The organism is Roseobacter sp. AzwK-3b (genome assembly GCF_000170875.1).
In the GTDB taxonomy this organism is placed as follows: domain Bacteria; phylum Pseudomonadota; class Alphaproteobacteria; order Rhodobacterales; family Rhodobacteraceae; genus Roseovarius; species Roseovarius litoreus.
In genome coordinates this window covers 124,132-143,852 of record NZ_ABCR01000001.1, presented here as the reverse complement: position 1 = coordinate 143,852, position 19,721 = coordinate 124,132, and the positions used below count along the sequence as shown (strand labels likewise).

Annotated in this window: 18 protein-coding genes and 1 tRNA gene; 7 read left to right on the top strand and 12 right to left on the bottom strand. The window is 63.2% G+C overall.

Features of this window, described 5'->3' with window-relative positions:
- Positions 1-4 precede the first annotated feature (4 nt).
- Entirely contained in the window at positions 5-688 is a 684-nt protein-coding gene (locus RAZWK3B_RS00635; protein ID WP_007811253.1) for an outer membrane protein, read from the bottom strand.
- A 226-nt stretch (positions 689-914) separates the two neighbouring features.
- Here RAZWK3B_RS00635 and petA point away from each other — a divergent pair, with 226 nt between their 5' ends.
- Genes petA through RAZWK3B_RS00620 form a run of 3 tightly spaced genes read left to right on the top strand, consistent with a single transcriptional unit; the run spans position 915 to position 3,657 of the window.
- Entirely contained in the window at positions 915-1,493 is a 579-nt protein-coding gene (gene petA, locus RAZWK3B_RS00630) for a ubiquinol-cytochrome c reductase iron-sulfur subunit (RefSeq protein WP_037294753.1), read from the top strand.
- Positions 1,494-1,505: 12 nt separating this feature from the next.
- Complete coding sequence (gene petB, locus RAZWK3B_RS00625; RefSeq protein ID WP_007811250.1) at positions 1,506-2,852, top strand: cytochrome b; 1,347 nt, start codon at positions 1,506-1,508, stop codon at positions 2,850-2,852.
- Positions 2,853-2,868: 16 nt separating this feature from the next.
- A complete protein-coding gene (locus RAZWK3B_RS00620) occupies positions 2,869-3,657 on the top strand; it encodes a cytochrome c1 (protein ID WP_037294904.1) in 789 nt (262 codons plus the stop codon).
- A 212-nt stretch (positions 3,658-3,869) separates the two neighbouring features.
- Here RAZWK3B_RS00620 and RAZWK3B_RS00615 read toward each other — a convergent pair whose 3' ends face one another.
- Positions 3,870-4,895, bottom strand: a complete 1,026-nt coding sequence (locus RAZWK3B_RS00615) for a LacI family DNA-binding transcriptional regulator (RefSeq protein ID WP_007811246.1) — start codon at positions 4,893-4,895, stop codon at positions 3,870-3,872.
- 123 nt (positions 4,896-5,018) lie between these two features.
- Here RAZWK3B_RS00615 and RAZWK3B_RS00610 point away from each other — a divergent pair.
- Positions 5,019-5,095 (top strand) — tRNA-Arg (locus RAZWK3B_RS00610).
- A gap of 205 nt (positions 5,096-5,300) precedes the next feature.
- Entirely contained in the window at positions 5,301-5,813 is a 513-nt protein-coding gene (locus tag RAZWK3B_RS00605) for a hypothetical protein (RefSeq protein ID WP_007811244.1), read from the top strand.
- A gap of 92 nt (positions 5,814-5,905) precedes the next feature.
- Here RAZWK3B_RS00605 and RAZWK3B_RS00600 read toward each other — a convergent pair whose 3' ends face one another.
- The 3 genes from RAZWK3B_RS00600 to RAZWK3B_RS00590 all read right to left on the bottom strand — a co-directional run bounded on the left by RAZWK3B_RS00600 (position 5,906) and on the right by RAZWK3B_RS00590 (position 11,296).
- Positions 5,906-7,456 (bottom strand): cation:proton antiporter domain-containing protein, encoded by a 1,551-nt coding sequence (locus RAZWK3B_RS00600; protein ID WP_007811242.1) that lies wholly within the window; start codon positions 7,454-7,456, stop codon positions 5,906-5,908.
- A 157-nt stretch (positions 7,457-7,613) separates the two neighbouring features.
- Positions 7,614-9,005: a flavin monoamine oxidase family protein gene (locus RAZWK3B_RS00595; RefSeq protein ID WP_232279457.1), complete on the bottom strand. Its 1,392-nt coding sequence runs from the start codon at positions 9,003-9,005 to the stop codon at positions 7,614-7,616.
- A gap of 77 nt (positions 9,006-9,082) precedes the next feature.
- Positions 9,083-11,296: a mechanosensitive ion channel domain-containing protein gene (locus RAZWK3B_RS00590; protein WP_007811238.1), complete on the bottom strand. Its 2,214-nt coding sequence runs from the start codon at positions 11,294-11,296 to the stop codon at positions 9,083-9,085.
- Positions 11,297-11,617: 321 nt separating this feature from the next.
- On the opposite strand from RAZWK3B_RS00590, the gene RAZWK3B_RS20940 reads away from it, so the two are divergent.
- Positions 11,618-11,782, top strand: a complete 165-nt coding sequence (locus tag RAZWK3B_RS20940; RefSeq protein ID WP_157132092.1) for a hypothetical protein — start codon at positions 11,618-11,620, stop codon at positions 11,780-11,782.
- Positions 11,783-12,020: 238 nt separating this feature from the next.
- Here the strand turns inward: RAZWK3B_RS20940 and RAZWK3B_RS00585 are convergent, their stop codons facing one another.
- The 7 genes from RAZWK3B_RS00585 to RAZWK3B_RS00555 all read right to left on the bottom strand — a co-directional run bounded on the left by RAZWK3B_RS00585 (position 12,021) and on the right by RAZWK3B_RS00555 (position 18,263).
- Positions 12,021-12,209: a PLDc N-terminal domain-containing protein gene (locus RAZWK3B_RS00585; RefSeq protein ID WP_007811234.1), complete on the bottom strand. Its 189-nt coding sequence runs from the start codon at positions 12,207-12,209 to the stop codon at positions 12,021-12,023.
- Between the two features lie 56 nt (positions 12,210-12,265).
- Complete coding sequence (locus RAZWK3B_RS00580) at positions 12,266-12,463, bottom strand: CsbD family protein (protein WP_007811231.1); 198 nt, start codon at positions 12,461-12,463, stop codon at positions 12,266-12,268.
- A 52-nt stretch (positions 12,464-12,515) separates the two neighbouring features.
- Positions 12,516-12,977: a hypothetical protein gene (locus RAZWK3B_RS00575; protein ID WP_007811230.1), complete on the bottom strand. Its 462-nt coding sequence runs from the start codon at positions 12,975-12,977 to the stop codon at positions 12,516-12,518.
- A gap of 148 nt (positions 12,978-13,125) precedes the next feature.
- Positions 13,126-13,611, bottom strand: coding sequence for a bacterioferritin (locus RAZWK3B_RS00570; protein ID WP_007811228.1), 486 nt, complete (start codon positions 13,609-13,611; stop codon positions 13,126-13,128).
- A gap of 165 nt (positions 13,612-13,776) precedes the next feature.
- Complete coding sequence (locus tag RAZWK3B_RS00565) at positions 13,777-14,811, bottom strand: YeiH family protein (protein ID WP_007811226.1); 1,035 nt, start codon at positions 14,809-14,811, stop codon at positions 13,777-13,779.
- 7 nt (positions 14,812-14,818) lie between these two features.
- Positions 14,819-16,597, bottom strand: coding sequence for a sulfoacetaldehyde acetyltransferase (gene xsc / locus RAZWK3B_RS00560; RefSeq protein WP_007811224.1), 1,779 nt, complete (start codon positions 16,595-16,597; stop codon positions 14,819-14,821).
- A 34-nt stretch (positions 16,598-16,631) separates the two neighbouring features.
- On the bottom strand, positions 16,632-18,263 hold the full coding sequence (locus RAZWK3B_RS00555; protein ID WP_007811222.1) for a GMC family oxidoreductase: 1,632 nt from the start codon (positions 18,261-18,263) through the stop codon (positions 16,632-16,634).
- A gap of 118 nt (positions 18,264-18,381) precedes the next feature.
- On the opposite strand from RAZWK3B_RS00555, the gene RAZWK3B_RS00550 reads away from it, so the two are divergent.
- Positions 18,382-19,617 carry a TRAP transporter substrate-binding protein gene (locus RAZWK3B_RS00550; protein WP_007811220.1) on the top strand — a complete coding sequence of 412 codons (1,236 nt, stop codon included), beginning with the start codon at positions 18,382-18,384 and terminating at the stop codon, positions 19,615-19,617.
- Positions 19,618-19,721 lie beyond the last annotated feature (104 nt).

Genomic DNA, 19,721 nt, shown 5'->3' with positions numbered 1-19,721 from the left:
CCTGTCAGAAATTGTAGCTGATACCGAAATTCACCGCATGGGTGACAAGCTCGACACTGGCCTTGCCGGCGAGCTGTCCGGGGGCCGGGTCGATGGTGATGTCGTTGTCGGACCACGTGACCTGGTATTCGCTGAACAGCGCCCAGTTTTCGTTGAGCTCGTATTTCAGACCCGCCAGACCGCGCAGCGCGAGGCCGGTGGTTTCGTAGCCGAAAGTACGCACCGGCGAGCCGATGACCTGCGCATCCACATGCGGGATCGCCACACCGACACCGCCGCCCACGTAAGGCGTGAAGCGCGGGGTCTTGGCGAAGGCGCCGGGCCAGCGCTTCATCACGTTGGCGGTGATGATGTTGTGACCGTCGGACAATTCGAACCGGCTGAGACCCAGGGCGGCAAGATCGCCGGACGAGGCATAGGCCTTGGCATGGGTGCCTTCGAGGCCGAAGCCGATATTGTTGTCCATCCACCAGATGGCGCGGCCGCCATAGTAGAAGGGGTTGTCCAGGGGCTTGCCGGCCCAGTCGACGGACTGGCTGATCGGGGCGCCGCCGGGCAGGGTGCCGCTGAGGGTGCTGTTATCGACGCTTTGGATGCCCACATAGAGGCTGAGTTCCATTTCGGCGGCGGCGGGCGTGGCCAGCGCTGCGGCGGCCACCAGGCCCAATGAGGTGAGACTGTTTTTCATGCTGAAGTCTTTCAAATCCGCAATATATGCCAGAAGGTCCTAAACCTTTAATGACAAGGTCTCAAGCGCGACACTTCCGCGCCCCGTTCAAATCGGCGGCATTGCGCACTGGACGACCCCCGCACACCCGGCTAAATAGCGTTCCAAACATGCCCCGGATCTCCGGCCGTGGATTCCGTGGATCGGGTCGGGGCACGTGTTCGGCTTTGAAAATGGAGTAGACCCTGTGTCCCACGTAGAAGACCACGAAGGCACCCGCAGAGACTTCCTCTACTACGCTACCGCAGGCGCGGGGGCAGTGACCGCCGGGGCCGCGATCTGGCCCCTGGTCGACCAGATGAATCCCTCGGCGGATGTGCAGGCCCTGAGCTCGATCCAAGTGGATGTCTCGGGCATTGCGGAAGGTTCGCAAATCACCGTCAAATGGCTTGGCAAACCGGTGTTCATCCGCCGCCGCACCCCGGCGGAAATCGAGGATGCGCGCTCGGTCGATGTGGCTGATCTGCCTGACGGGATCGCGCGCAACAACAATATCAGCGGCGACGTGCCGGCGACGGACGAGAACCGCGCGATGGATGAAAGCGGTGAATGGCTGGTGCAGATGGGTGTGTGCACGCATCTGGGCTGCGTGCCGATGGGCAATGCCGGCGACTTTGCGCTGGAAGGTGGCGTCGGCGGCTGGTTCTGTCCCTGCCACGGCTCACATTACGATACATCGGGCCGTATTCGCAAAGGCCCCGCGCCGGAAAACCTTCCGGTGCCCGTCGCAGAATTCGTCGACGAGTCGACGATCAAACTGGGATAAGGAAACGCGCTCATGTCCGGAATTCCGCACGATCATTACGAACCGCAATCAAATGGTGCCAAGTGGCTGCATCGGCGTCTGCCGATCGTCGGCCTCATGTATGACACCCTGATGCTGCCGACCCCCAAGAACCTCAACTGGATGTGGATCTGGGGTATCGTCCTTACCTTCTGTCTCGTGCTGCAGATCGTGACCGGCATCGTGCTGGTGATGCATTACACGCCGCATGTCGACATGGCCTTCGCGTCGGTCGAGCATATCATGCGCAACGTGAATGGCGGCCACATGATCCGCTATCTGCATATGAATGGCGCATCGCTGTTCTTCTTCGCGGTCTATCTGCATATCTTCCGCGGGCTTTACTACGGCTCGTACAAGGCGCCGCGCGAGGTGACGTGGATCATCGGCATGCTGATCTACCTGCTGATGATGGGCACGGCCTTCATGGGCTACGTTCTGCCCTGGGGTCAGATGTCGTTCTGGGGCGCCACGGTGATTACCGGCCTCTTCGGCGCGATTCCCTTCATCGGTGAGCCGATCCAGACCTGGCTTCTGGGCGGACCGGCGGTGGACAACGCGACGCTGACGCGCTTCTTCTCGCTGCATTACCTGCTGCCCTTCGTGATCGCGGCGCTGGTCGCGGTGCATATCTGGGCCTTCCACACCACGGGCAACAACAACCCGACCGGTGTCGAGGTGCGGCGCGGATCGAAGGCCGAGGCCGAGAAGGACACGGTGCCGTTCTGGCCCTATTTCGTGATCAAGGACCTGTTCGCGCTGGCCCTGATCATGGTGGTCTTCTTCGCTGTCGTCGGCTTCATGCCCAACTATCTCGGCCACCCCGACAACTATGTCGAGGCGAACCCGCTGGTCACCCCGTCGCATATCGTGCCCGAATGGTACTTCCTGCCGTTCTACGCGATCCTGCGCGCCTTCGACGACACGGTGTGGATCGTGCAGCTGGCGGGCTTCCTGACCGGTGGCATCATCGACGCGAAGTTCTTCGGTGTTCTGGCGATGTTCGGTGCAATCGTGGTGATGGCGCTGGCGCCGTGGCTCGATACGTCGAGCGTGCGCTCGGGCCGGTATCGTCCGATGTTCAAGTGGTGGTTCGCCCTGCTGATCGTCGACTTCATGGTGCTGATGTGGGTCGGTGCGATGCCTGCCGAAGGTATCTATCCGGTGATCGCGCTGATCGGCTCGGCCTATTGGTTCGCCTACTTCCTGATCATCCTGCCGCTGCTGGGCGTGATCGAGAAGCCGCTGGCGCAGCCTGACACGATCGAGGCCGATTTCGACGCCCATTACCCCAAGAAAGCGGGCGATGCGGGCCAAGCTGCCGCTGCGCCGGCTGAATAAGAAAGGATACGGGATCATGTTCAAGAAACTCGCGATTTCCGCAGTTGCCGCCCTGACCCTTTCCGCCGGGGGCGCAATGGCTGCCGGCGCTGCGGGCTATGTCGAGGATGTGGACTTTTCGTTCGAAGGACCGTTCGGCAAGTTCGATCAGAACCAGCTGCAGCGCGGACTGAAAGTCTATACCCAGGTCTGCGCGGCCTGCCACGGCATGCAGTACGTTCCGTTCCGCACGCTGGCGGATGAGGGTGGGCCGCAGCTTCCTGCGGACCAGATGCGTGCCTATGCCGAGCAGTTCGAGGTCTACGATGCGGAGATCGACGATTTCCGCGCCGCGCGCCCGACGGATCACTTTCCGATGTCGGCACTGGAAAATGCGCCTGACCTCAGCATGATGGCGAAGGCGCGCGCCGGTTTCCACGGGCCGTATGGCACCGGGATGGCGCAGCTGTTCAAAGGTATGGGCGGCCCGGAATACATCTATTCGCTGCTGGTCGGTTATACCGGTGAGACCAAAGAAGAAGCCGGGACGACCCTCTATGAGAACAAGGCGTTCCCCGGTGGCTGGATCGCCATGGCGCCGCCGCTTTACGGTGAGGATGTCGAGTTCGACGACGGGCATATCAATACCATCGAAAGCCAGTCCGAGGATGTGTCGGCCTTCCTGATGTGGGCCGCGGAGCCGAAGATGATGGCGCGCAAGCAGGCGGGCCTGACCGGTGTGATCTTCCTGACGGTGCTGACGGTGTTGCTGTATCTGACGAACAAGCGCATCTGGGCGCCGATCAAGCGCAAGGACGTTGCCTGATCCGGGCTATCCGACAGAATGAAACAGCGAAAAACCCCGTCCTCTGGACGGGGTTTTTTGTTGGGCTGGTCAGAGGGCACTACCGCTGGTCAGGGGGCAAGGCCGTTCGAACGGCCTTGGGCACGCAATGTCGAAATTGCATGCGTCCCGCCTTGTGACGAGGGGCCTGCGCCAAGGCGTTTCGAAACGCCTTGCGCTGACGGCCCGGTTGGTCAGTCGCGGCGCAGGGTGTCGCCTTCGGTGATCGTCGGTTCCAGCGCGACGCGCACCGGCGCGCTGTTGGTCGGGTCATCGACCCGCGCCGCGATGATCTGGGCGGCGCGGCGGCCGATGTCCTGACGGCAGGCATCCATCGTCGCCAGCTCGCGCGGCAATCCCTTGAGCAGGTTGAGCCCGTTGAACCCGGCCAGCCCGATCTGACCCGGGATATCGACGCCCTGTCCGATCAGGTGCATCAGCCCGCCCGCGCCGATCATGTCGTTCGAGTAATAGATGAAATCCAGATCGGGCGTCCGCGTAAGCAGTGCCTCGGTCAATTCGCGGCCTTTCACAAGCGCCGAGCCGCCGGAATAGAATTCCTGATCGGCCATCTCGATCCCGGCCTTGGCCAGAGCCTCGGTGAAGCCTTCGAAGCGTTTGCGGGCGCGATGATCGAGCGGCATCTTGGTGCCGACAAAGCCGATCCGCTTGTATCCGGCGCGGATGATTTCCTGCGCCATCTGCTGACCGGCGCGGCGATGCGAAATGCCGACCACCGAATCCACGGGCGTGCCGTCGACATCCATGATCTCGACCACCGGGATCCCCGAGGCGCGCAACATGGCGCGGCTTGCGTCGGAATGTTCCAGCCCGGCGATGATGACGCCCGAAGGCCGCCAGGACAGCATCTCGTAGAGGACTTTCTCTTCTTTCTCGGGAAGATAATCGGTCAGGCCCACGACGGGCTGCAGGTCGGTTTCCTCGAGGACCTTGCTGATGCCGGTCATCACTTCGGGAAACACCATGTTGGACATCGACGGGATGATGACCGCCACGAGGTTGACCCGCTGGCTGGCCAATGCGCCCGCGATCTTGTTGGGCACATACCCAAGCCGTTTGGCCGCTTCGAGCACACGTTGGCGGGTGGCATCGGACACGTCGCCGCGATTGCGCAACACGCGGCTCACGGTCATTTCCGACACGCCGGATGCTTCGGATACATCACGCAAGGTCAGGGGGCGATGATCGGGCTTGGTCACGTGTCTTTTCCTGAGGGTCTTTTACCTAGTGTTACCGCGAACACGGAGACGGGATCAAGCGCGACGCGTAGGCGCAATCTGACGATGACAAAGCTGCACAGGCGCGTTAAACGAGGCCCCGACGGCCCCGTGGCTCAACTGGATAGAGCAGCCCCCTCCTAAGGGGCAGGTTGCAGGTTCGAATCCTGCCGGGGTCACCAAGGGCCAAATCATCCTATCCAAAAGCATCGCGGGGGCGGGCGCGCTTTGATGGCGCGGGCGCCAGATTTATACCAGGTGATAAAAGGTGAGGTGGTTTGATCAAAAAAGCTTGCATCCGCAAGGCATTCAACTACGCCCGCGAAACCGCCCGTATCAGTGACATGTTGTAAGAGGATCGATCAGAGCCGCCTGAGGGGACATTACATGGCGCGACTGTTTCATGACCTGATTTGGGTCTTTCGTTGCGACCTGCAGTCAAGCGCAAATGATTTGCGTCTGACGCTGCTTCCAGCCTTGGTCGCCATGCTTGTTCTGGTCCTGGGCGGGGGCGCTTTGCTTCTGGCGTTTGAAGATGAATTCGTTCGAGGATACGCGTTTGTTCATGGACAGGACGACGACGAGGCCCTGGCAACCATCGAATTGAGATATTACAGGGCGTTGGTGGGCTTGGGCGCTCTTGCGGTCTGCCTTGTCGTGAACAGGTATTATTTCACGGTTCTCAGCCTGTTGGCCTTGCTCGTGACGATCAGTGTGATGTCGGATTATTTTTCTTCCGTTCAGGTTCAGTACAGCGAAAGTCGCTTTGAAGAATATCTCCAGCGATACGGTGTCGAGCTTTGGGCTATATCGGTTATTCTCCGACTGTCGTTTCTGGGGTTGTTGCTGTGGGCGGCCAAGGATGTGCGGGCCTATCACCTGTCCCGCCCTCGCTGGTGACTGCCTGCCCCCCGCAGTCGTGAGGCGGATGGCCGGTCAAGGTCACCGGGGCCGGGGTGGTCCGGGCGGGGAGATCGCCGGACGCGGGCGCGTCATCCCTTGCTGGCCATGGCTTCGGCGGTTTGTTCCGCAAGGTTGATCCCGGCCTGATTCATCGTGAGATAGGTGTAATCGGCACCGGCCTCGCGGATCTGCTCCAAATGGGCCTCGTGAAGGGCATGGGCCACGATCGGGCCGGTGAAGCCGCGTTGCCGCAGCGAGCGGGCGGCGATCAGTTTCGCCTCGAGATCGTCCATGGCAAGGATCGCGGCCTTGATCTGACCCAGAGAGCAGCTGCGCCAGAAATTGCTGTCTTCGGCATCGGCGAACATCACGTTGCGCCCGGCGTCGCGATGGGCCTGCGCCTTGTAGGTGTCGGCATCCAGCCCGAGCGGTTTGTAGCCCTGTTCCGTCATCTCACGGTAGGCGGCGCTGCCGGTGCGGCCCATTCCGAAGATCAGAACATCCGCGTCGCCCATGTTCTTGGGCTGCTCGTCGGGGTGGATCGTGTCCCGCTCATAGCGGCGCAGCCGGGTTTCGTAGCGTTCATAAAGCGGATGCGCATAGCGGTTGAGGGGGGCCGAGATCACGAAGGAGATCGACACGGCGATGGCCAGAGGCACGAGGTATTCGGGCAGCACGCCCGCCGCGACGATCAGGCCGAATTCGGAATAGGCGGTCAGGCTGAGGGCGCTAAGAAAGGCGCTGCGCGCCCGCAGCTTGAAGGCCACCAGCAGGGCGAAGAACAGCGCGCCCTTGAGCGCCAGCGCAATGCCGGCGGCAATGGCGAACACCATCGCGCCCCAGTCGGGCAGGCCGGTCAGGCCGATCTGCAGGAAGAAGCCGACGAGAAAGATCTCCTTGAGCGACCAGAGCGAGGCGCCCAATTCCTTGGCGCGGGGATGGGTGGACAAGAGCACGCCCATCACCAGAGCGCCGATTTCCGACGAGAGGCCCATCGCTTGAAAGCCCATGCCGCCGATCACCAGCGACAGCAGCATCCCCATCAGCACCAGCAATTCGTCATGCCCGGCGATGTCCAGAAGTCGGTGGAGAACGGGGCGCAACAGCGGCAGGCCGAACAGCATGAGCGCCCAGATATTGGGGGTCTGCCCCGACCAGATCGCCAGCACCGCTAGCGCGATGATGTCCTGCACGATCAGGATGCCGATGGCGGTGCGGCCATGAAACGCGCCCAGTTCCCGCTTGGTTTCAAGGAGTTTCGCGGCCAGCACGGTGGAGGAAAACGACAAGGCGATGGCCATGAGAAGGGCGGTATTCCAGTCCAGCCCCATGAGAAATTTCAGCCCCGGCATGAACAAAAGGACCGACAGGGCGAAATGGACCAGCGCGCCGCCCACGACCTGTGGTTGGGCGATCTGGCCGATCTTGAGCTTCAGGCCGACGGTGAAGAGCAGCATCAGCACGCCGAGATGGGCGACATGCTCGAGCGTCTTGCCGGTATAGGTCGGCACGCCCAGAAGTGGCGAGCACAGGTTGATGGCGAAACCCGCCGCCAGAAAGCCGACAAGCGGTGGCAAGCCGATCTGGCGCACGGCGAGACCGAACACGAATGCAAAGCTGATAGTAATGACTTCGAACATGACGCAGACACCCTTTGGGCCGATATGGCCTTGATCTTATCCATTTTTCCCATCGCCCGTCACTGGTTTTGGGACAGATGAGTCTGAGTGCTTAACGGAAAAATGGTGGGCGGTGTTAGAGGGGTGGCATCAGGTGAGCGCGCCGGATGTGGCGGGGTCAGGGCCGGGACAGAAGGCTGCGGGCGGTGGTCTGACCGGAGAGGATCGCGCCATGTGCCGTGCCGAAATAGGTGTCCGAGCACGCCTCGCCCGCAAACCACAGCTGCCCGTCCCAATCGGGGCCGGCAAGCGCACGGCGGGTCGAAGGACCGGTGCCCACGGCATTGAAGCTGTAGCTGCCGAGCGCATGGCGATCCTGTCCCCAGCGGGTGATCTGCGCGGCTTGCGGTGCGGGAAAGCGGTTGCCGAACATGGCGCGCAGCGCCTCATGCGCGGCGGCGATGGTGTCACGGTCGCTCAAGCGTTCCACCGTCTGTGCAGCGTCGGCGGCGTTGAAGCCCAGAAGAACGGGCGCACGAAGCGCACGCGCCAGAGAGACCCATTCGCCCCAATAGCCCGCGCGCGGACCAAGCCAGCCGATCCAGTCCACATCCTCGGGCCAGTGGATGCGGTCGAAGCGCAACCAGCATTTGTTCAACAGCCCCATGCGCAGCGTGTCGATCGCTTTTTGACGGCTCGAGGCGAGCGGAGTTGCAAAGCGCAGGCGGCCCGATTGCAGAACGCCAAGCGGCAGGGTGCAGATCACGTGATCGGCGGTGAGACTGTTGCCGTCGGCCAGCTCTACTGCGCCGGGCGCGATGCGGGTCACCTCGGCGGAGAGGCGGATATCGAGGCCCTGCGCCAGATGGGCGGTGATCTGGTCGAACCCGTCGGGAAAGAGCATGTCCGCGCCGCCGAATTCCTCGGCTTCTTGCCCATACCATGCCGAAAGCTGCTGCGCGGGGCTGCCGTATTCCTGTTCCAGCGTGCTGTTGACCAGATAGGTGACCAGCCGCCGCAGGCTGGCATCGGCGCGCTGCCAGTCGGGGGAGGCTTCGAGCGCCTGAGCCAACGAGAGATCGCGCGGCTGATTTTCGGCGGCGGCGAGGGCGCGGCGCAGAAGGGTTTCGGCGGGCCGCAGATCGTGGTCGATGGGCGCGCCATCGGGGCCGAGCAGGAGGCTGGCGTCGTAGCTGGTGGCGACAAGGCGCGCGCCCGCGTCACGGGCCAGTTGGGTCAGGGGATTTCCGCGTTGGCCGTGACTCCAGCTGGCGCCCAGATCCATCGGCAAATCGGGCCAGAGGCGGGAGGTATGGATGCGCCCGCCGATGCGGGAGCGGGCTTCGAGCACGGTCACGGACTGGCCTGCGTCGTGGAGGGCGCGGGCCGCCGACAGCCCCGACAGGCCCGCGCCGATCACGAGACTGCGGCGGGGTGTCCGCGCATGGGTGTGGCCAATGGCGCTGCCGCCGAGCACCATAGCCCCTATGCCGGTCAACAACTGCCGTCTGGTCGGGGGCGCGTCTGCAGCCTGCAACGCCTGCGCGTGTCGTTTGAGCCAGCCCGCCATGGCAATCACCCTTTTCACACTCGTCTGGAAGGCTAAAGAAATCGAAACGGGCGTGAATGCAACCGGATCTGTCAGGCTCAGGCGTCTTTCAGGGTCTCGACCATGAGGTTCTGGGTCTTGCCGTCCTTGGTTTCGGCAAAGAGGATCGTCTGATGCGGGAATGGGATCTCGATATTGCGGGCGTCGAACACCTGCTTGAGCAGGCCGTTATAGGCGCGACCCACGCCCCATTGCCGACCCGGCACGCATTTGATCCGGGCGCGCAGCATCACCGCGCTGTCGCCGAAGCTGTTGACGCCGAACCACTCGATATCGTCGAGGATGCCGCTGGCCTGTTCGGGATCGGAGCGCAATTCGTCGAAGGCGTCGAGCATGGCCTGTTTCACCTCGTCGACATTCTCGCGGTAGGCCACGCCCATGTCGCAGACGAAATAGCCGTAATCCTTGACGTAGTTCGACACCATGTCGACCGAGGAAAACGGGATGATGTGATAGACGCCCTGCACATCCCGCAGGCTGACCGAGCGGATGGTGAGCCGCTCCACCGTGCCGGTGGTGCCGCCGACGGTGACCACATCGCCCACGTTCATCGCATTCTCGAACTGAATGAAGATGCCGGTGATGATGTCCTGCACCATCTTCTGGGCGCCGAAACCGATGGCGAGGCCCAGCACCCCGGCGGAGGCCAGCAAGGGGGCAATATCAAGCCCGATCTCGGCCAGAACGAACATCAGGGTGATGATGACCAGCGCGATGGTCGCGGCATTGCGCAGAAGCGTGAGCAAGGTGCGTTCGCGCGCGGTGGGCACCGAGCCGAATTCGGGATTGAGCCGGTAATCCACCCAGGAGGTCAGCGCCAGCCAAAGGCCGAAGGACACCAGCAGCACCAGCGAGACCGACAGGACCATGCCCGTCAGGCGCAGGCCCAGTTGGCTGACCATCCAGCCACGCAGGTCGATGAGGCCGATGGCGTTGAGCGCCATCAGCACGACGATCGCGAAGATCAGCCCGCGAAGGACGAAAAGCGCCTTGGGCAAGAAGCTATTCAGGCGGGTTTGCAGCAGCGGCACACGGCCAGAAAGACCGGGCGGTAGCATCACCCCGCGCAGCATCAGGCGGCTGAGAAAGCCCGAGGCGACAAAGCCAAGAAGCCCGACCACCAGAACCTGCCCGGAGGCGAGGAAGGTTTGGAACATGGCGTTTCCGGGCCGGATGAGCACGATCACGAACATCGCCAGTAAATAGGCCAGAGCCGGCCAGTGCCAGTGCTGGGCAAGGTAAACCAGAGCGCCGCGCGGCCCCTGACGGGGCGTCTCGGGGGTGCTGGGGGCGGGGGCTTGGTCGGTATCCAGCATCCAGTCGGTCACGGGTTTGCGGTTGCGCAGCACGAGCCAGATCGCAAAGGCCAGAACGGCGAAGGCGATCAGCGCCGATACGGCGCGACCGGCCGCGAAGGACACGTTGCTGTTGATGATCGGCACCACCAGAAGCTGGCCGTATCCCACGACGCCGACAATCAGGTTGATCCGCGACGACAGGTAAGAGGCGGCCCGGTCCCCGATGGGCAGGGCGCGAAGCGAGGGGGCAGAGGGCGAGAGCACCAGACGCACCGCGACCTTGGCCATTTCGACCAGCAGGAAGGCGTTGAGATAGAGGGTCTGGCGGATGCCGATCTGACCGAAATCGCCCAAGGCGAGGATCGCCAGAACATAGCCCGCCGCCCATGCGAGGATCACGATCAGCGCGTCGATCCCGGCAGAGGCGCCGAAGAGCGTGATCGTGCGGGCGATCCCGCCATCCCGCGCCGAGGCGCTCATGCGGGCATAGAGCGATTTTCCGAACCAGCGCAGCAGCAGGAACACGAAGACGGTGCCGGCGATCACCACCGCCAGATCCTTGAGCGCGTCCAGCAGGACACCCGCCTCGCCGCCGCTGAGCCCGTCGAACACTTGCGGCGAACGGGAGAGTTGTGCCCAGAACCCCGTGGCCCAGTCGGCGATATTCTCGGCGGCTTCCTGTGTGACGAGTGCGATGCGGCGACCGAAGGACTGATCCGGCGAGGGGCCAGCAGTGGTGGTTGCGGCCTCGTCGGTCAGGGTCGCGGGATCGACAGCGCCTGAGGCGCGCAGTCGGTCGATCAGCTCGGTGCGGGCGGCGTCATCCTCGATCACATCGATCAGCAGATCCACGCTGGAGCGCGGGTCGCCGGAACTGGACGGCTCTGCCTGTGCCATGGCGAGCGTCGATGTCATCAAGAGAGAAACAAGCAAAGCCGATAGCAGCCGCAGCATACCCCGAAACCTCCATATTTGATTTTCAATCCGGGTGCAGCGGTGCACCGACCACAAGCCTGCAAGGCCGGACGGGCGAAGGTATGTCTGGCCCGTTCATTCGAGCCTTACGTATCTGGTTCACGACTGAGGTCAAGCAAGTGGCCTTTTGCTCGGGGTCAGGCCGGGGGCGCTGGGCCACATGTCGGGCGGTGGCATCAGGGCAGGAAAGGCCATGCAGCAAAGGGGGGGAAGGGCCGGGGAACCGGCAATTTTCGCCCAATGGAGGCTTGAAAGTGTTCACGGCTGTTGACGGGTCACAAATTCGTCAGGACTATCGTGATGTTGAAACTTGAAAGGATCTGTTCAATGAAAAGCAAATTTGTATTGGCTGCCGCCCTTGCTGCAATCGCCGGTCTGTCGGCCTGCGCGCAGCAGGAAGAACCCGCGGAACCGGTTGTGATTGCCGAACCTGTATATGACAAATACGGCAACGTGGTCGAATAAGGGACCGCGCTGCAGCGGCGGGGGCATGACGGCTTGACAGCGCCGTGTCGAGCGCAGGCCCGCCCGCCAGATACGCGACGGCCGCCGGTGCATGCAGATGCCCGGCGGCCGTTTCATGCCTGACAGGTGCACGAGGCGCGCGGTGCCGCACCAAAGCGCTTCGTGAAATGCAGTGCTCTGTTCACCGGTTGCACGCGGTCCGCCTTTAGTTGATGCCTCAGGGTGAAGGCGAAATGCCTCAGGGCGAACGCGCCGCGCGGGGACCGGCGAGCAGCCACATGATGAAGCCCAGCAAGGGCAGCAGCAGGACCAGCACGACCCAGATCACCTTGCGCCCGGTGGTGGCGCGCGAGCCGATGATCGACACGATCGCCCAGATATTCAGAATGAGCAGGATAAGGCCGCCCAGCCCTGAAATCTCCATCATGGGACATCTCCTTTCGCATGGCCGTTGGGCCGTGTGACCGGTGCCGTGGCGATGGATCAGACGCGACAGCGCCAGTCCTCGACCTCGGTTTCGGCGTCTTTCTTGGGCATGTTATAGGTACGCTCTACCAAGGCCACCAGCTTTTCGCGTTGGCCTTGGGTGGCAAGGGCGTCCTCTTCCGAGATATCGGGCCATCGGATTCGGGCGCTGCCCTTGATCTGGTCCCATTTTGCGGCGATCTGATCCCATTGCATTGTGGTTGTCCTTCGGTTTGCTGCGGTCCGGGCTGTGCCCTGCAGGCCGCGGTCAATTGGCCGAGTTGCTGCCCTCGTCATCTGTCCAGACCCCGGCAAAGGCATCCCATGCCCCGGCGAACCCGGCTTTGAGTTCATCCCATGCGCTGCTTGTCCCGGCCGTGAGCGCGCCATAGCGTTCGCTCAGGGCATTGCGGGCCTCGCGCAGATCGGCCATGCGGTTGCTGGCCTCTTCGCGGGCGGCCTCGGTCATGTTGGCCCAGTCGTTGCGCAGCGCCTGTTCGCGGCGTTCGATCTCGGCGTCGAGGCGGGTCATCGCCTCGCGGGCGGTGGTGAGCGCCTGATCGCGTTCCTGTTCGGAATAGTCGGCGACGGCGTCCATCGCTTCGGAAATTTCGGCCTTGAGTTCCTTGGTGGTCATCAGGCCATCATCGCTTTGCGCAAGGGCCGGGGTGCAGGCCAAGGCAAGGGCGGCGGCGGAAAGAATGCCGCGATATCCGGTGATTGGTGTCATGGTGTCCTCCTTTTTCTGCGGCGCCGGGACAAGGCGAAAGGGCCTTGGCTCCATGGTCCAGCGCCAAGGTCAGCGTGCCATTTGACTGCACCGCCTGCGTTGATGATTGTCAGTCGGGCGATATCCCGCCGAAAGGAAACGGCAGGGCCTACGCCTCGGAGTTGTCGCCGCTCATGTAGATCGACATGAAGGCCGGCTCGCCCATGCGGTCCAGCGTGCCAAGCTGCCGGTCAAGCCAGTCCCAATGGCCCTCTTCGTCCAGAACGATGGTCTCGAACAGGGTGCGGGTGCCGATATCGTTGCTGTCCGAGGCGTCGCGCGCGGCCTTGCTGTAGAAGTCGATCGCGCCTTTTTCCTCGGCTTTGTCGGCCTCGAACACCTCTTTGAGGTTGGTGGCCATCTTTGGGGTCTTGGTGGGCTTCAGTTCAGGCGTGCCGCCAAGAAACATGATGCGTTCGATGAACTGCCCGGCATGGCCCAGCTCTTCGTGCATTTCGTCGCGCATCCGGTGGGCCAGCTTGTCCAGCCCCCAGTCTTCCAGCGTATGCGCGTGCAGAAGATACTGGTTCACGGCGGTCAGCTCCATCGCGAGGGCGGTTTGCAGGTTCTCGATGCTTGTGCTGCGATCGGTCATCTTTTTCGCTCCTTTTTCATCGTCGCGCGTTGGCAAGGATGTATGCAGTCAGATGCCGAACGCACCCGCACCCCCCGTGTGACACTCTGTCCCACGGGGGGTGCGTGATGCGCGGATATGTTGGAATTGTGTTTTTTTGTCAGTGGTTTGAGGTAGCTGACGGGATCAGGGAGACAGGTCCAGAAAGCTGATCCCGGCCAGCACCAGCCCTGCCAAAAACAAGGTTTCGGCCACGATCAGGGCGATGGCCCCACCGCCCACCTTGATGATGTTGCGCAGGTCGGTCTTCATGCCGACCGCCGCGATGGCAGCGAGCAGCGCCCATGACGACAACTGGGCCAGAAGCGCGCCGATGGGTGCGGGAATGAGGCCGAGGGAATTGAGCGTGGCGAGGCACAAAAAGCCCAGCACGAAGGCCGGAACGATGGGTGGGCGCTTGCCTTCGGTCTGAGGTTCGGCGTGCTGCCACCAGATCGTGATGATAATCACGACAGGGGCCAGAAACGACACGCGGATCAGCTTGACCAGGGTGGAGGTTTCGCCCGCCGTGTCGGAGATCGAAAAGCCCGCGCCGACCACCTGTGCGACGTCATGCACGGTCGCGCCGATGAAGGCGCCTGCGGTCACGTCATCGAAGCCAAGCGCATCGGTCAGGATCGGATAGAGGATCATCGCCACGGTCGACAGAACGGTGACGCCCAGGACGGTGAACAGAAGGTTGCGTTCCGAGCGGTCGTCCTTGGGAAGCACCGCGGCGATGGCCATGGCGGCCGAGGCGCCGCAGATCGCCACCGATCCGGCGGTCAGGATCGCAAAGCGCGGCCCCTGTCCGATCAGCCGCGCAAGGCCCACGCCAAAGAGGATGGTGGCGACCACACCCGCGACCAGAAGCCCGATCATGCCCCAGCCGAGCGAGGTCAGCATCTCGACGCTGATCCGCGCGCCAAGGATCGCCACGCCGAAGCGCAGCACGCTGCGGGCGGTGAAGCCGATGCCGGCGGCGGTCGGTCCCGGCTCGCCCAGAAAGTTCAGCGCGATGCCGAAGAGAAGCGCCATGAGCATGGCGGGCGCGCCGTGATGTTCGGCCACGAATTGCGCGGCAAGCGCCACCAGCACGGCGACCATGACGCCGGGGAAATAGGATTTCGCGCGCCCGGCCATGTTCTGGCCGGACGCGAGGACGCGGGGAGGAAGGATCATGTCCCGGTCAGACCGTCTGCGGGATCAGGTCATCGCGGCTGATTCCTGCGACGGCGACGGGTTTTTTCATGGCGTCGCGGCGGAAGGGTTCGCCGAGTTCCTGGTTGATCATGGCTTCGATGAGGGTTGTGGTGCCGTTCTCCATCTGGTCCTTGATCGCCTGGTTCAGCGCGTCGGTGAGCTCGTCCATGGTGCGCGCGACGACGCCCTTGAGGCCGCAGGCCTTGGCGATGCCGGCGTAGCTCACGTCGTCGTCAAGCTCGGTGCCCACGAAATTGTCGTCGAACCACAGGGTCGAGTTGCGCTTTTCCGCGCCCCACTGGTAGTTGCGGAACACGATCTGGGTGATGCCGGGCCATTCGCTGCGCCCGATCGCCGTCAGTTCGTTGACCGCGATGCCGAAGGCGCCGTCGCCGGCAAAGCCCACCACCGGCACGTCGGGGCGGCCGATCTTGGCGCCGACGATCGCCGGAAGGCCATAGCCGCAGGGACCAAAGAGGCCCGGTGCGAGGTATTTGCGGCCCTCTTCGAAGGACGGATAAGCGTTGCCGATGGCGCAGTTGTTGCCGATATCCGAGCTGATGATCGCCTCGCGCGGCAGGGCGGACTGGATCGCGCGCCAGGCCATGCGCGGGCTCATCCAGTCGGGCTTGGCCTCACGGGCGCGCTCGTTCCAGCTGGTGCCGGGATCGTCGTCCTCGTGGTCCATGCTGCTGAGCTGCTGCGCCCATTTGCTCTTGGTTTCGGCGATCCGGGCGCGGCGTGCGTCACGGCCCTCGTCCCCGGCGCTGTCCGACAGCTGCCCCAGAATGCCGCGGGCCACCTTGGCGGCGTCGCCGATGATGCCGACGCTGACCTTCTTGGTCAGACCGATCCGGTCGGGGTTGATGTCGACCTGGATGATCTTGGCGTCCTTGGGCCAGTAATCCATGCCATAGCCCGGCAGGGTCGAGAACGGGTTGAGGCGCGTGCCGAGGCAGAGCACCACATCGGCGTCCTTGATCAGCTCCATCGCCGCCTTCGAGCCGTTATAGCCAAGCGGGCCGGCAAAGAGCGGATGCGAGCCGGGGAAGGCGTCATTGTGCTGGTAGCCGACGCAGACCGGCGCATCGAGCCGCTCGGCCAGCGCCTGGGAGGCGGCGATGCCGCCCTCCGAGAGCACCACGCCGGCGCCGTTGAGGATGACGGGGTTGCGCGCCTCGGAGATCAGGCGCGCGGCCTCGGCCACCGAGTTCTCGCCGCCCGGCGAGCGCTCGAACTCGATCGGGTCGGGCAGCTCGATATCGATCACCTGGGTCCAGTAGTCGCGCGGGATGTTGATCTGCGCGGGCCCCGAGAGGTTCTTGGCCTTCGAGATGACGCGGGCCAGCACTTCGGCCATGCGCGAGGGATCGCGGACCTCTTCCTGGTAGGCGACCATGTCCTCGAACAGCTTCATCTGCTCGACTTCCTGGAAGCCGCCCTGACCGATGGTCTTGTTGGCGGCCTGCGGTGTGACCAGCAGGAGCGGCGTGTGGTTCCAATAGGCGGTCTTGACGGCGGTGACGAAGTTGGTGATGCCCGGGCCGTTCTGGGCGATCATCATGCTCATCTTGCCGGTGGCGCGGGTGTAGCCATCCGACATCATCCCGGCGCTGCCTTCATGGGCGCAATCCCAGAACGTGATCCCGGCCTGCGGAAACAGATCCGATATCGGCATCATCGCCGACCCGATGATCCCGAACGCATGCTCGATCCCGTGGCGTTGAAGGGTTTTGACAAAGGCCTCTTCGGTCGTCATCTTCATGGTTTTCAGTCCTTTTGCGCGTTTTCTGAAATGGTCAGGCGGTGCCTTGCAGCGCGCCTTGCTTGCGATCTTCGAGGATCATGTCCGAGGCTTTCTCGCCGATCATGATCGCGGGGGCGTTGGTGTTGCCCGAGACGATCTCGGGCATGATGGAGCAATCGGCCACCCGCAGCCCGGCAATGCCGTGCACGCGCAGCCGCGCATCCACGACGGCATCCCCCGATGGACCCATCTTGCAGGTGCCGGTCGGGTGATAGATCGTGGTCGAGTAGTTGCGCGCCCAGTCCAGCATCCCGTCGTAATCGTCCAGATCCAGCGAGCTGTCGGGGCGGAACTCTTCGGAGATCTTGTGGCTGAGCGGTTCGTGCCGGGCGATCTTGCGGGCGATCCTCATGCCTTCGACGACGGTGCGGCAATCGGTTTCGGTGGACAGGTAGTTGGGGTGGATCCGGGGGTAGACGGCGGCATCCGACGAGGCCAGCCGGATTTCCCCACGGCTTTCGGGGCGCAGCTGACAGACCGACATGGTGAAGGCCGAGAACGGGTGGACGCCTTCGCCGGGGCTGTCGGCGGACCACGGCTGAACATGGAACTGGATGTCGGGGGTGTCCACATGGTCGCCAGTGCGCATGAACCCGGTGGCAAGGCTGGCGGCCATCGCCATGGGACCGGCGCGGAACATCGCGTATTTGAGGGCGATGCGCGCCTGATTGTAGAGGCTGCGCACCTCGTCGTTCAGCGTCGGTTCGTTGCATTTGAAGACCAGACGCGCCTGCAGGTGGTCCTGCATGTTCTTGCCCACGGCGGGCATGTCGCGCAGCACCTCGATGCCGTGCTCTTGCAGCTGCGCCGCTTCGCCCAGACCGGAGACCATCAGCAGTTGCGGAGAGCCGATCGCGCCGGAGGAGAGGATCACCTCGGCCCCCGCCTTGACGACATGCTCGGCGCCCGACCGGTCGCGATAGGCGACGCCGGTTGCGCGGCGCCCCTCGAAGGTGATGCGGCTGGCCTGCGCATGGGTCACAATCGTCAGGTTGGGCCGGGACCGCGCCGGATTGAGGAAGGCCACGGCGCTGGAGCAGCGCCGGCCGTTGCGCGCGGTTAGCTGGAAATACCCCACGCCTTCCTGGCTGGCGCCGTTGTAATCGGGGTTGAACGGGTAGCCTGCATCTTGTGCGGCGGCGACCCATGCATCGCAGATCGGACGTTGCAAGCGCATGTTGGAGACCGAAAGCGGGCCGTCTTCGCCATGGAACTCGTCGGCGCCGCGTTCCTGATTTTCGGAGCGTTTGAAGAGCGGGAGCACATCGTCCCAGCCCCAGCCGGGATTGCCCATCTGCTGCCAGCGGTCATAGTCCTGTGGCTGGCCGCGCACATAGAGCAGGCCATTGAGCGAGGACGAGCCACCCAGCACCTTGCCGCGCGGCCAATCGAGCTGTCGGCCATTGAGGCCGGGATCGGGTTCGGTGCGATAGCACCAGTCGACCGACGGGTTGTGCATGGTCTTGAAGTAGCCGACGGGGATGTGGATCCACGGGTTCCAGTCGCGGCCACCGGCCTCGAGAAGGACAACCTTGATCGAGGGGTCGGCCGACAAACGATTCGCCAGAACGCATCCGGCAGAGCCTGCTCCGACGATGACGTAATCCGCTGAAATCTCCGACATTTCCGCTCCCCCTCCTCCAAGTCGCGTACTGAGGAAAAATTTTCCTTGCCAGATCGAACATAAATCTATCAATATTGAGACTGCAAGTATCAAAATTGCAAAACTCTGGGAGGAGATCATGAAAGTATCCAAAGCCCTGAGCGGGATTTCCCGTCGGGATCTGTTTCGTCTGTCGGGTCAATTCGGCCTGTCATCCGTTCTTCTGGGCGCGGGCGCACTGACCGGCACGGTCAGCCTGACGTCGCTCGCCCGGGCGGCAGAAAGCTCGTATGAGAAGCGCTTCGCCAAAGAGCCCAAGCACACGCTGAAGCTGGGCGCGTCCGGCTTCAACGCACGCAACCTGTTGATCGAGCGCGCCGGCGTTCTGGAATTCGCCCGCGATCTGGAAGAGCGGACCGAAGGTGAGATCCGCGTCGAGTTCATCGGCGACAACCAGATCTGCGGTCAGTTGAACTGCGTCGAGAAAACCCAGCTGGGCGTGGTGGACATGTACTCCGCATCGACCCAGAACTCGGCCGGTGGCGCGCCTTATCTGAACGTGCTGGACTATGCCTATATGTTCCCGAGCCGGGCGGCGCAGTATTACTTCCTCTACAGCCCGGAATCGATGGCGCTGCTGCGCGAGCCGCTGGAAAAGCGGCACGGTCTGAAGTTCCTGTTCAGCCATTGCGAATTGCGCGGCATCCAGCTGGGCCAGTCCTTTGCCGACAAGCCCACGGTGACCAAGCTGGAAGAGCTGTTCGGCACCAAGAACCGGGTGACGGGCACGCAGCTTGGCCGGATCGCCATGCAGCTTCTGAACCTCAACCCGGTGCCGGTGGCATGGGAAGAGACGCTCGACGGTCTGAAGCAGGGTCTGATCGACGGGGCCGAGACATGGGCATCGGCGGTGGCCTATGCCAACATGGCGCCGGTCGTGAGCCAGTCGGTGGATCTGAAGTTCTTCTGCGGCACCGAGCACACGTCGATGTCGGCCAAGGTGTTCGACGCGATGGAGCCGCATCTGCAGGATGCGATCATGGAATCGGCCTATCTGGCGCAGGTGCATGTGCAGGCCGCCAACGAGGCCGCGCTGGTCAAGACCGTGGGCTTCAGCGATCCGCAGCTGCCCGGCACGATCTTTGCCGAGAACAACGTGCGTCCGGCCTTCCTTGCCGAGGATCAGATCCGCATGGCCGAGGAAATGTGCTCGCCCGAGTTCAACCCCGAGCCGTGGGCACAGTGGCGCGAGCGTCTGAACAACTGGTCGGGCGGTCTGGACACCTATCAGGGCATCTATGACGTCGCACGGCAGATCCCGGTCGACACGCTGCCGGAAAATGTCGAGCCGCGCCGCTGGTGGCGGTCGGCCTGATCCGGAGCTGACAAGACACCGGGCCGCGCAGGACGCGGCCCGGACACCCGACCGAGGCTGCAAGAGGCCACGGTCGGTCAAGATCAGATACGGGCGACCCAAAG